This window comes from Parabacteroides vesiculifaciens (genome assembly GCF_049860805.1).
In the GTDB taxonomy this organism is placed as follows: Bacteria; Bacteroidota; Bacteroidia; order Bacteroidales; family Tannerellaceae; genus Parabacteroides.
Window position 1 is genome coordinate 4,649,183 of the sequence record NZ_CP187555.1, and the last position, 13,595, is coordinate 4,662,777.

Sequence of the window (13,595 nt, forward strand, 5' to 3'; positions counted from 1 at the left end):
GATAGTCCAGATCAGGCAAGAAGTGAAGCTGCCTTTTTGAATAACCTGATTATCTTTGCTCGTTTATATTGTTTCCGAAAGATGATACATCTTTCAAAAGAAGACGTATCATCTTGCCTGTGTAAGATGCATGAACTTATCGCTATAAGATGTATCATGTTTCATAGATACCCCCTTTTTCTCGATTTCTCCACTATATAATAAGCCTGGAAAGACTCTAAGTTTGCGTAAAGCAAGAAGCTGAGGTTAATTTATATCTTTGTTGTATGAAGAAACTAAATTAACCGACTAACGGAAGTACACTAATGGAAAACGATAGTCTTTAAAGACTAGTTATTGTAACAGACTTCCGTTAGTCAAGCAGGCAAAGACTAAATAGATTATTGATATATAATAGGATATCATTTAGAGTAGTAGCCCATTCCTGCTTTCGGTTAATCCAAAAACAATATAAAGGTATGAATAAATTATTTATCGGGATTGATTTCTCCAAGAAAAAAGTAGATGTAAGTGTGATAGAGAAAGAAAACATATCTTCAGGTGTCCACCGTGAGTTCAGTAATGATGTTGCCGGACATGAGAGTCTGTTGGCATGGCTTTGTGATAGCTATCCGCAGACAGGCAAAGATCAGATGCTCTTTTGCGGTGAGAACACGGGACTTTACAGCGTTTGTTTGAGTAACACTCTCGCGCACGAGGGTTATACACTGTGGCTGGAACATCCTTACAGGATCAAACACAGCAGCGGCATGCAACGCGGGAAAAACGATAAATTGGATTCATTGCTGATCGCACAATACGCTTGCCGTTTCGAGGATATGGCCAAGGTCTATACCCCCAATACGGAAACCATCCGGGCGCTGCACTCATTTTTCACATTCCGTGATTTATTGGTGAAAATGAAAAATGAAGCATTGGTACATGCCAAAGAACTCCATTCGGTCCTAAAAGGGAATCACGCAACAGATTACATATATCAACATAGCCTGACACAAGTGGATAACTTGAACCGTGAAATAAAAGATGTGGAAAAGGAAATAATGGATCTGATCAACAGTGAAGAGGAGATCAAAAACAATTATGAGCGTATTACATCCATCAAAGGCGTGGCTTTTGTCAACGCCCTTGCTTTGATCGTTTATACCGAAAACTTCACCTGTTTTGACGATCCGCGCAAGCTGGCCTGCTATGCGGGAGTGGTACCGTTCCAACGAACCTCCGGCTCCAGTGTCAAAAGCAATGCCAAGACAAGTGGATTTGCCAATAAAAAACTAAACACGCTACTCACCCAAGCGGCACGAACCGCTGCCATACATGATCCAATATTAAGAGAATATTACAGGCGCAAAAGAGAAGAGGGGAAGCATCATAATTTAGTTATAAACAATATTAGAAACAAACTGATACATCGAATCTGTGCATTGGTCAGGAACCAAACTTTCGACCAAACGGCTTAGATTTTTGCAATATTCTTAATTTGTTTTAAAATCTTTCCGTTTATTTGGTTGGGAACATAGATTACAATAAGGTCCGTTTTGAGGAAATAATGAGCCTTTTGGGCAATGTGCCAATAGACCAATGGAAGAAAATGTGAACCTATTAAATGATGATTTATGGGTGTGATGGAATGACATCGTTGTCGAAATGATTGTCGTTCTGTAGGGGCAGGTTCTAAACCTGCCCGATATCGACAAATATACATGTTGCAATCGGGCGGGTTTAGAACCCGCCCCTACAGCGACACCTTAAATATACCGATAAATCATCATTTATGATTCACATCTGGCAAATATTGAATTGGCAATCTGTATCGTGTAGATATCGATGTAGCTTATATATAATGTACGCGTATACATTATTCTTACTTTGTAGGGCTTGGTCGTAGTCCATCTGCATATTTCGTAGTTTGTCTTGTAAATAAGCATTTTCGTACGAGATAGCTTATATCGTTGATAAGAAAGAATATAGAAAAGGAAAAAATATTAAGGAAAAGGATTGTCGGTTTAAAAGTTATGCGTATTTTTGCCAAAAGAAATTCGTACGCATTAGTGATTGATTATAAAGTATTGGAAGCGTACATATTATTTGATTGAACTTATTACACTTTAGTATTAATATTAAATTTTTGATTATGAACAAAAAGTTTTCTACTCTTGTAGCGGCTTTTGCGCTTACAGCTTTTGCTGGTAATGCTGCAACAACCGCTCAGACAGTTGACAAGCTGGACAAGGATGCATTGAAAGGCATGTATCAGTTGCATGATGCAAGCAATAATATGCTTGTAATGCATGGTGACAGTTTGCTCTTAGTTGACGCTGCAGGTCTTGATACTGTTGGCGTTTCTGCTTCTCTTTGGTGTGTACAGGTTTCAGAACCTGAAAATCAGGGACAAAATCCTATTTTTGACTTTACAAACAAAAAAACAGGTAAATTCTTGGCTGTATCTGCTGCTGTAGTAGATACAATGAATAAGGACGTGATTTCTGTTCCGATTGTTGCAGGTGTAAATTATCAAGGTTGGGGATGGTCTAAAACTTATGAAAATAAGTTGGAATCAGCTAAACCTATGTATACCTACATTGATAAAGATTCTGTTGTCTATTTGACTACTGATGGTACAGATAACAATCATGTAAGATTAGTTAAAACTGGTGCTGATAAGATTGGTTCAACTTCTGCTCCAATTAACAATGCGATTGCTTTCACATTGAAAACAGCTGCTGACGTAGTATTGACAGCTCCTGAAATCAATGCTTACTTGGCAGGAAATAAGGATGTTTTGAAATTTGATCCTGATTACAAAGGAACTGAATCTTTAAAGAATCCGTTTAGTACAGTTGCTTTCCGTGTTGACTCTGTTAATGGTTTCGCAGGAACAACCACTGCAGATGATTATGGTTTCATGTTTGTAAAGGCAAAGGCTGATTCTTCTTATTTGCGTGTTGATACAGCTTGGGCTAATGCAAGTGGCGAAAAGTTCTTGAAGTTTGATTGGATGAAGAAAGATGCAAATTATGCAGGAACAACAAAAGATTCTTTGTTATCTACTAATAATAAATTGAAGAATCAATATAAGTTTAAATTTACTTATAGTCCTTCTGTTGATAGCGTATTTATTCAAGTACAGGAAGCTACATTTAAACCTGAAACTGTTAAATGGTGGAGCGATATTACGGCAGCTACAGATGTAAAGAAATATGCAACTAATCCTGACACACTGTTTGTTAAACTTCAGGATTTGATTGAAGGTGAAACTCGTATTGTAACAATCGGTAAACCGGCTATCAATACAAAGATTTCCTTCGGTGTAACAACTTGTGTTGCTGCTGACGATCTGTCTAAATCTGTTGCTGATGGTGTTTATTACATCAAAAACAACAAAGGCCAGTATCTGACTTCTCCTCTGGATAAGAATGGTAAAGCAATGCAGTGGGTAACAGTTGAAGAAGAAAGTAGAGATGTTGCTCACATGCCGGCATTCCAGTGGATCGTTTTGAAAGATCAGACAAATCCGAAGTTTGCTGAAACATCTCCGATCTCTATTTATAACCGTGAATTTGCAACTGCAAAGAACATGGCTAACGCAAGTCAGAAAGCTATCCAGCTGTATAAGGCCGTAGGTGGTACTAAATATTATGCTAATGTTGCTTCTATTTTAGGTCAGCCTGTTGACTCTTTGACATTTGATCTGGTTCCGGAAGCAAGTGTAAAAGATAGTTTGCTGGGTTATAAGAACATCGAAGAAAAAGATTTGATGATTTATAAATATCAGTTCAACTATTTCCATAGCTTCAATGCTGATAAGTTTGTTGCTGTAGCAAAAGACTCTATCCTGGGTGCAAATAATGAAAAGGGTGCACAGTTCTCATTGTTGAATGGTGACATTCAGTCATTTGGTTATGCTGTAACAAAAGACATTCAGAAGAGAATTGAAGGTTTGAAACAGCTTTACAGAACAGAGTATCGTGTTGTTTTAGGCAAAGACTCTTTAGTTAATGCTAAGAATGACTACTATGCTGTTGGTGCTGGTAATTACAATGGCGGTCTTGCTCCTTACTATCAGAATGTAGATAGCTTCTACTTCAAAGAAAATAATCATTATGATGGCAAGCATTTCTATGCTATCGTTCGTGCTCAGGCTGATACAATCGGTGATGTACGTGTAGGTGTTGACGATCAGGTATTGTCATTGTTATTGAAAGTTCAGTCTTTGACTGATGAAACTCGTGTTTCTTCTTTTGCTATCGAACGTGACGAAGAACCGTTGTATCGTCGCTTCAATAATGCAGCTCTGAATGAAAGCGTAAAAGATGGTCCTGACAGCTTACGTTTCTACGAAAGTGTTCGTAAAGAATATCTGATGGATGAAAACAACCGTGAAGGTGGTTTGATGGATGCAAATGTGAACTACTTAGGTATGTGGACCGCTGATAAAGCAACAGGTCTGGCATTCCGTATTGATACAGCTTGGGTGACTCGTGGTGCTGGTTATATCAAACCGCAATATCTGGTTTCTGTAAATCGTAATGATTTTGCAGGCAAAGAAGGTACTCCTTGTCAAGAAGATGGTCCGCATATCCGTCCTGACGGAACTGTAACAACAGATCCTATGGAATGTAAGCATGCTCATCAGGGTGTTCCTGCATTTGAAAGAGGTAAATATTTGGTAAGTTTCGCTGATTCTTTGGCATTGTCTAAGAATGACAAACCGTATGCTGATAGCAAGAATGGTTACACTCGTGTAGGTTTTGTTGAAGGTATCCGTATGGCTGATACATTGTGGATTCTGCCGGCTGATTTCAAAGCTCTGGAAAATGAAAAGATCGACTTCGCTGCTTTGAACGCTGCAAATAAAGCTCTTGTTGATGCAGGTAAGACTGGATTCAAGAATATCTTATCTGGTGATCAGCATAAGAATTATACTTGGTCATTCCGCTATTTGTCTCCTGAATTGGCTTCAAACAATCAGGTAACTAAAGAAGGTGAAGCTAACCGCTTCTTGATCGAATCTATGAGTGCAGACAATACTGATTCTAAGAATTGGATTGCTCCTGAAAAGGCACAGTGGTTGAAGATCCAGAATGGTTGTGTAGTTCTGACTCGCCCGACTGCTACATTTAACGATGCAGCTCTGGGTGTTGACGGTGCTCTTCGTTTCAACGTTGAAAACAAAGAAAACGATGAATTGGCTACCGACAACGAAACTATCGCAACATCTGAAGTAGCCGTTATCGCTCAGGAAGGTGCTGTAAGAATCGCTAACGCTGAAGGCAAGAAAGTTGTTATCACTAACATCTTAGGCCAGGTAGTTGCTAACACAGTTATCACTTCAAGCGACGCTGTAATCGCTGCTCCTCAGGGTGTAGTTGTAGTTGCTGTTGAAGGCGAAGAAGCTGTAAAAGCTATCGTTAAATAATTCGATGCATTTATAATTAAATAAATCAACTGCTCTTCTTCTCGTGAGAAAAGAGGGCAGGAAAACAAACAAGCCTTTCCGGTAGAAATATCGGAGAGGCTTTTTGTGCATATATATGAGTGATATGATCGGGAAGATTTGAAGATAATAGGAGAGGCTCATCTTCCGGAGAATGCGATATTTGAAAACAATCCTGTATAATCGTCCAAATATGCGATTCTGACAGGGTTTAGGGACGCCATAATATAACTATTTATCTGACCTGTTGAAAACTTTTTGTTACTTTTCTCTTATATTTCTTGGCGGTTAAATTAGGAAATGTGTACTTTTACCCTCCGATAGGGTGATGTATGTGCTAATCAACCAACTACAGGCCCTTATTTTAAGGAAAAGTTTAACATGAAGTAGCGAAGAAATGGAAGAAAAAGAAGTCTGTTATCATGTGCCGGTAATGCTTCATGAGAGTTTGGAAGGTTTAGACATTCAACCCTCCGGAGTGTATGTCGATGTCACCTTTGGCGGTGGCGGGCATTCCCGGGAGATATTGAACCGGCTGGATAACGAAGGGGAACTTTATGGGTTTGATCAGGATGCCGATGCTGAAAACAATATTCCGGCAGATCCTCGCTTTGTCTTTGTCCGTAGTAATTTCCGTTACTTATATAACTTTATGCGCTATCATGGTGTAGCGGGCGAGGTCGATGGGCTGTTGGCAGACCTGGGCGTTTCTTCCCATCATTTTGATGACAAGGACCGCGGGTTTTCCTTCCGTTTCGACGGAGCGTTGGATATGAGGATGAATACCCGTGCGGGGCTGACTGCTGCGGATATTGTCAATACATATACCGAAGAACAATTGGCCGACCTGTTCTATCTTTACGGAGAGTTGAAAGTGGCGCGTAAGTTGGCATCTGTGTTGGTGCGCAGCCGGGAAACAAAGAAGATAGAAACAATCGCCGACTTTTTGGAAGTGATAAAGCCCTTTACGGGAAAAGATAAGGAGAAGAAATTCTTGGCACAGGTATTTCAGGCATTGCGTATCGAAGTAAATGATGAAATGCGTGCCTTGCGCGAGATGTTGCAACAAACGTTGCAAGTGTTGAAACCCGGAGGCCGTCTGGTTGTTATCACCTACCATTCGTTGGAAGACCGGTTGGTGAAGAACTTCCTGAAGACGGGAAACTTTGAAGGGAAAATGGAAAAGGATTTCTTTGGAAATGTCAAATCCCCGTTTCGTTTGGTAAACAATAAGGTGATTGTTCCGTCGGACGAGGAGATCGAACGGAATCCCCGCTCCCGGAGTGCAAAATTAAGAATTGCGGAGTTGAATAATGAACATAAAGTCTAATGACTTTCAACTTTCAACTGAAAAAGTATGGCAGTGGAAACGAAACAAAAGAAAAAGAAGAAGGAGAATCGTTTCTCTTTTTTGTATATATTGGGCGGTGGGATCCTGAAGGAAGATTTCATTGTCAAGCATACGAAGATGATCGTACTTGTTGTCGTGCTGATATTCGTATTTATCGGTAACCGGTATGTCTGTATGCAACGGTTGCGCGAGATCGACCGTTTGCAACAACAACTGCGTGATGTGCGTTTCGAGGCGTTGTCCATTTCTTCGGAACTGACAGGCAATAGCCGCCAGTCGCAGATCGAACTATTGATAGAAGAACAGGGTATAGAATTGGAAGCGGCGAAAAACCCGCCGTATGAATTGTATAAGTAAAGATGGCTGAAGAGATCGAATCAAAAGAACAAGCTCCTAAGAGTAACCGGATTTTATTCTGTTACTTCTTTATCGTGCTGTTGCTCGGATTAGTAGCAATAGGCATCTTGGTGCGTGCCTGCGATACGGCTTTTGTGGAAAGGGAGACTTGGATGAAGGTGGCCGAGAGCCAGAAGCGTCCGAACCGCCTGATCTATCCCAGCCGTGGGAATATCTATTCTTCCGATGGCAAGTTGATGGCGACCAGTGTGCCTTGTTTTTATCTGTATATCGATTTTAATGCAGACTGCTATACCCACTCGACCAAGACTTGGAACAGCCTGGATACGCTTTTGAAAAGTAAGCGTGACGGGATCGATTCCCTTTCCATTTACCTTTCCCGCAAATTGAAAGACAGGACACCTGCCGGATATAAGAATTATCTGCTGAATGGTTTGAAGAAGAAGAGCCGCCAGTTCCCCGTTTGCGACGGTAAAGTTTCCTATTCCGATTTGAAAGAAATAAAGAAATTCCCCTTCTTCCGTTTGGGACGGTTCAAGAGCGGTTTCTATACCCGGGAGATGGTCGAGCGGCAGAAACCGTTCGGCACATTGGCATCCCGTACGATTGGCGATACGTTCCGTGATATCGACCCGAAGACCGGGTTGACCAAAGGAAAGAACGGGTTGGAATTACAATACGATACGTTGCTTCACGGTGTGGCCGGCCTGAATTCCGTGCGCCGTGTGGGAGGCGGATGGACGAATGTCGTGGAAGTGGAGCCGGTGGAAGGAATGGATATCCGCACGACGATCGACATCAATATCCAGGATATAGCCGAGAAGTCGTTGCTCGATATGTTGAAAAAGATCGATGCCGCATCGGGTACGGCTGTCGTAATGGAAGTCGCGACAGGCGAAGTGAAGGCTATTACCAATATGGGACGTATCCGTGAAGGCGTTTACGGCGAGGATACGAACCATGCCGTGGCGGATGAAACGGAGCCCGGCTCGACCTTTAAAGTCGCATCCATTATGGTTGCGCTTGAAGACGGTGTCTGCCAGCCTAGTGATACGGTAGACGTCGGTAACGGTATTTATATGTATAAAGGGGCCCGTATGACGGACCATAATAATAATAAAGGCGGTTATGGCCGTATCTCGGTGGAACAGGCAATCTGGTTTTCATCCAATATCGGGGTTGCCAAGACAATCCTGAAAGGATATGAGAAGAATCCGACTAAATATGTGGAAGGGCTTTACCGTCTCGGTTTGAATGAAAACCTGCATCTGGAGATTCCCGGAGCCGGCCGTGCTAAAATCCGCCGGCCGGACGATACGGTGCGCTACTGGTCGAAGACTGCTTTGCCGTGGATGTCTTTCGGATATGAGACCCAGATCCCGCCGATCTATACGCTTGCTTTCTATAATGCGATTGCCAACAACGGCAAGATGGTGCGTCCGATTTTTACAAAAGAAATCATGCACAACGGCAAGACCGTGCAGAGCTTTTCTACCGAAGTGGTGCGCGAATCCATCTGTTCGGAACGTACGTTGAATATCATTAAAGATATGTTGTTGGGCGTAGTGGAGAAAGGTACCGGTAAGGCGGTCCATTCCGACTTTGTCCGTATTGCCGGTAAGACCGGTACGGCTCAGATCGCTTCGGGTGGGGTCTATAAGAAGGCAGGCCACCAGGTCGCCTTCTGCGGCTATTTCCCTGCCGACGAACCGAAATATTCCTGTATCGTCGTGATCCGCCAGCCGCGCAACGGCTATCCTTCGGGCGGTACGATGTCAGGCGGCGTAGTGAAGGCGATAGCCGAGAAGGTATATGCCAGCCATATGTCTTTCGATATCCGGGAGATGGAGAAGGATTCATTGGCCGTAGTGTTGCCGCAACCGAAAGCTGGTGAACGGGATGCGCTGGAATATGTTTTGGATAAACTCGATATAGAGGCCGATAACGATAGTATCGAAACCAGATGGGTGACCGCTAAGCGTGAAGATGGCAGGGAAGATGTGAAACTGAAAGATATCCCTATCCGGGAAGGATTGGTGCCGAATGTGGTCGGCATGGGTGCGAAAGACGCCGTTTATCTGTTGGAAAGCGCCGGGTTACAAGCTTCGTTGAATGGTATGGGACGTGTATCTTCTCAATCCATATCTCCCGGTTCACGGGTTTCGAAAGGACAAACCGTTTCATTAACATTAAAATAGGCTATGGAACTAAAAGAACTTATTCATCCGTTGGAAGTGCTTGAGGTTGTTGGAAACACCGACGTGGAGATCTCTGGCATTCAGTCTGATTCCCGTAAAGTGGAAAAAGGCTTTTTGTTTGTGGCAGTCCGGGGTACGGCCGTAGACGGTCATGCTTATATCCAAAGCGCGATCGAAAAAGGTGCTGCCGCAATCGTCTGCGAGGAAATCCCTGCCTATCCGGATGAAAACATACAGGCATCCGAAGGCAAACCGGTCCTCATCCGTGTGAAAGATTCAGCGGATGCTTTAGGCAAATTGCTCTCTGCCTGGTATGAGAATCCTTCGGACAATCTGGTATTGGTGGGAGTGACCGGAACAAACGGGAAGACAACGATTGCGACGCTCCTGTACGAGATGTTCCGGAAGATGGGACATAAAGTGGGGCTGCTCTCTACCGTCTGCAACTATATCGACGGCGAAGCGATCCCGACGGACCATACGACGCCTGACCCTGTCACCCTCCACAGCCTGATGGCTCGGATGGTAGATGCCGGTTGCGAGTATGCCTTTATGGAGGTCAGTTCGCACTCGATAGACCAGAAGCGTATCAGCGGCCTGTCGTTCAACGGAGGTATCTTTACGAACCTGACGCGCGACCATTTAGATTATCATAAGACGGTCGAAAATTACCTGAAAGCCAAGAAGAAATTCTTCGATGACCTGCCCGCTTCGGCTTTTGCACTTACGAATGCGGACGATAAAGCCGGTCTCGTCATGTTGCAGAACACGGCTGCTAAGAAGCTGACTTATTCGCTTCGTACGTTGGCTGATTTCAAAGGGAAGATTTTAGAATCCCATTTCGAAGGAACAGAAATGCTGATAAACGGGCGTGAAGTGATGACGCGCTTTGTCGGCCGTTTCAATGCCTATAACCTGTTGGCGGTGTATGGTGCTGCTGTCTCTTTGGGTAAAGATCCGGAAGAAGTGCTGGTCGTGTTGAGCGATCTGCATTCGGTTTCCGGCCGTTTCCAGACGATCCGGTCTCCGAAGGGATATACGGCAATCGTGGACTATGCCCATACGCCTGACGCATTGACGAACGTGCTGGGCAGCATCCATGAGGTGCTGGATGGCAACGGCCGTCTGATCACAGTCGTAGGCTGTGGCGGCAACCGAGATAAGGGAAAACGCCCGATCATGGCGAAGGAAGCAGCCAAGCTGAGCGACCAACTGATCCTGACCTCCGACAATCCTCGTTTCGAGGAGCCGGATGAGATCATTAAAGATATGGTTGCCGGTCTGAATGCCGCCGATATGGAACGTACGCTCTGCATCACGGACCGTGCGCAGGCGATCAAAACGGCTACCATGCTGGCAAAGAAAGGCGACGTGATTTTAGTTGCCGGCAAAGGCCATGAAGATTACCAGGAAGTAAAAGGGGTGAAGCACCATTTTGACGACCGGGAACAGTTAAAAGAAATATTTAAGAGTTGAAAGGTGAAAGGTGAAAGTTAGGCTTCGCCGTAAAGAACTCTCAACTTTCAACTTTCAACTGAAAAACGAAGTTTTTATATGTTGTATTATTTGTTTAATTATTTGGATCAGCTCGATTTTCCGGGTGCCGGCATGTTCAAGTATGTATCATTCCGTTCGGCTCTGGCATTGATCCTGTCATTGTTCATCTCGACGGCTATCGGACGCCGTATCATCGACAAGCTGCAACTATTGCAGATCGGCGAGACGGTGCGTAACCTCGGCTTAGAAGGGCAGATGAGTAAGAAAGGGACGCCGACGATGGGAGGTATCATCATTATCATTGCGATTGTGGTGCCGACCTTGCTTTGTGCGAAGCTGACCAATATCTATGTGATCCTGATGTTAGTGACCACGCTCTGGTTGGGGGCGTTGGGATTTGCCGACGACTATATCAAAGTGTTCCGGAAGAACAAAGAAGGTATGCACGGTAAGTTTAAGATTATCGGACAGGTCGGCCTCGGACTGATCGTCGGCTTGGTGCTCTTCATGAGCCCGGATGTGGTGATCAAGGAAAATATGGAAGTGCGGCATGACAATGTGATCGAGGAAGTACGTTATCATACGGTTGAAAAGAAATCGACCAAGACGACGATCCCGTTTATGAAGAACAACAATTTCGATTATGCGCAGTTGGTTAACTGGGCAGGCGAATATAAGGAAGAGGCGGCCTGGCTGGTCTTCGTCCTGATGGTTATCTTTGTCGTTACGGCCGTGTCGAACGGGGCGAACTTGACGGACGGCTTAGACGGTCTGGCGGCGGGAAGCTCGGCGATCATCGGGGTGGCGCTCGGAATACTGGCCTATATGTCGTCGCACTTCGAGTTTGCCTCCTTCCTGAATATCATGTTCATTCCGGGAGCGGAAGAGCTGGTGGTATTTGCGGCTGCCTTTATCGGAGCGACGGTCGGGTTCCTGTGGTACAATGCTTATCCGGCGCAGGTGTTTATGGGAGATACGGGTAGCCTGACGCTGGGCGGTATCATCGCCGTATTCGCGATCATTATCCGGAAGGAATTGTTGATTCCGATCTTGTGTGGTATCTTCTTAGTCGAGAACCTGTCTGTCCTTATGCAGACGTTCTATTTCAAATATACGAAGAAGAAATACGGTGAAGGACGGCGTATTTTCAAGATGGCTCCCCTTCATCACCATTTCCAGAAGCCCGGTAATGCGGGGATACAGGCATTGATACAGAAACCTTTTAATGTGGTGCCCGAATCGAAGATCGTGGTCCGGTTCTGGTTGATCGGTATCATCCTGGCGGTTATTACGATTGTAACATTAAAGATGAGATAAAGTGATTTATGATTTATAATTTATGATTTATTATCGACGCATAAATCATAAATCATAAATCATAAATCATAAATGAATAAAGAAATCATAAATCAAATGAAGAAAAGGATTGTTATCTTAGGGGCCGGTGAAAGCGGCGCAGGTGCCGCCGTGCTGGCGAAGGCGAAAGGATTCGATGTATTCGTTTCCGATTTTTCGTCCATCAAACCCAAGTATAAGGATATGCTGGATGCCCGTGGAATCCGTTGGGAAGAGGGCCGGCATACCGAAGCCGACATCCTGAATGCCGACGAAATTATCAAGAGCCCGGGTATTCCCGACAAGGCTCCCATCATAAAGAAACTGAAGGAGAAAGGTACGCCTATCATCTCCGAAATAGAATTTGCCGGACGGTATACCGATTCGAAGATGATCTGTATCACCGGAAGCAACGGCAAGACGACGACGACCATGCTGACCTACCACATCCTCCGGCAGGCGGGAGTGGATGCAGGCCTTGCCGGTAACGTCGGGAACAGCCTCGCCCTTCAGGTGGCTGAAGATCCTCACGCCGTTTACGTGATCGAACTGAGTAGTTTCCAGCTCGACAACATGTATGACTTTAAGGCGGACATCGCCATCTTATTGAATATAACGCCCGACCATCTGGATCGTTATAACTACGAGATGCAGAACTATGTGGATGCCAAATTCCGCATCATCCGGAACCAGACGGCCGAAGATGCTTTCATATTCTGGAACGACGACCCCATCATTGCCCGCGAAATCGCCAAACGGCATCCCGAGGCAACTCTCTACCCGTTCGCCGAAACTCACGAAGCCGGCGTAAAGGGCTATACGGAAGACAAAAAGATAATAATTGAAACCTCAAACGGTACGTTTACAATGGAACAAGATTTATTAGCATTATCGGGAACGCATAATCTGTATAATTCCTTAGCTTCTGGTATCGCATCCAAATTAGTGGATATCCATGACGAGAATCTGCGGGCTTCGCTGAACGACTTTACCGGGGTGGAGCATCGCCTTGAGAAAGTGGCGCGTGTGCGCGGAGTCGATTATATCAACGACTCGAAAGCTACGAATGTAAACTCTTGCTGGTACGCCTTGCAGAGCATGACCACTCCGCTGGTCCTGATCCTCGGCGGGACGGATAAGGGAAATGACTATTCCGAAATTGAAGAGTTGGTGAAGAAAAAGGTGCATGCCCTGGTATTTCTCGGTGTGGACAATGCCAAGCTGCACGGCTTCTTCGACGGGAAAGTTCCCGTAATCGAAGATGCCCGTTCGATGGAAGAAGCCGTATCGAAAGCGTATAAACTGGCTGAAAAGGGAGATACCGTCCTGTTGTCACCCTGCTGCGCCAGCTTCGACCTCTTCAAAAGCTATGAAGATCGGGGCGACCAGTTCAAGGCTTGTGTGCGTAACCTGTAAAGAAAGA

General features: G+C 44.6%; 8 protein-coding genes. All 8 read left to right on the forward strand.

All coding sequences use genetic code 11. The features are described from left to right. The first annotated feature begins 458 nt into the window (after positions 1 to 458). Positions 459 to 1,457 carry an IS110 family transposase gene (locus tag ACPYIV_RS18610; RefSeq protein WP_290092606.1) on the forward strand — a complete coding sequence of 333 codons (999 nt, stop codon included), beginning with the start codon at positions 459 to 461 and terminating at the stop codon, positions 1,455 to 1,457. A 674-nt stretch (positions 1,458 to 2,131) separates the two neighbouring features. Further along, on the forward strand, positions 2,132 to 5,416 hold the full coding sequence (locus ACPYIV_RS18615; protein ID WP_425884550.1) for a DUF6383 domain-containing protein: 3,285 nt from the start codon (positions 2,132 to 2,134) through the stop codon (positions 5,414 to 5,416). A gap of 415 nt (positions 5,417 to 5,831) precedes the next feature. Then, entirely contained in the window at positions 5,832 to 6,764 is a 933-nt protein-coding gene (gene rsmH, locus ACPYIV_RS18620) for a 16S rRNA (cytosine(1402)-N(4))-methyltransferase RsmH (protein WP_293732660.1), read from the forward strand. A 27-nt stretch (positions 6,765 to 6,791) separates the two neighbouring features. Continuing rightward, a complete protein-coding gene (locus ACPYIV_RS18625) occupies positions 6,792 to 7,142 on the forward strand; it encodes an FtsL-like putative cell division protein (protein WP_293732661.1) in 351 nt (116 codons plus the stop codon). A gap of 2 nt (positions 7,143 to 7,144) precedes the next feature. Beyond that, positions 7,145 to 9,340 (forward strand): penicillin-binding protein, encoded by a 2,196-nt coding sequence (locus ACPYIV_RS18630; RefSeq protein WP_293732662.1) that lies wholly within the window; start codon positions 7,145 to 7,147, stop codon positions 9,338 to 9,340. Between the two features lie 3 nt (positions 9,341 to 9,343). Beyond that, positions 9,344 to 10,816 carry a UDP-N-acetylmuramoyl-L-alanyl-D-glutamate--2,6-diaminopimelate ligase gene (locus ACPYIV_RS18635; RefSeq protein ID WP_293732663.1) on the forward strand — a complete coding sequence of 491 codons (1,473 nt, stop codon included), beginning with the start codon at positions 9,344 to 9,346 and terminating at the stop codon, positions 10,814 to 10,816. Between the two features lie 78 nt (positions 10,817 to 10,894). Further along, complete coding sequence (gene mraY / locus ACPYIV_RS18640) at positions 10,895 to 12,154, forward strand: phospho-N-acetylmuramoyl-pentapeptide-transferase (RefSeq protein WP_293732664.1); 1,260 nt, start codon at positions 10,895 to 10,897, stop codon at positions 12,152 to 12,154. A gap of 96 nt (positions 12,155 to 12,250) precedes the next feature. Continuing rightward, positions 12,251 to 13,588, forward strand: coding sequence for a UDP-N-acetylmuramoyl-L-alanine--D-glutamate ligase (gene murD, locus ACPYIV_RS18645; RefSeq protein ID WP_425884554.1), 1,338 nt, complete (start codon positions 12,251 to 12,253; stop codon positions 13,586 to 13,588). Positions 13,589 to 13,595: the final 7 nt, after the last annotated feature.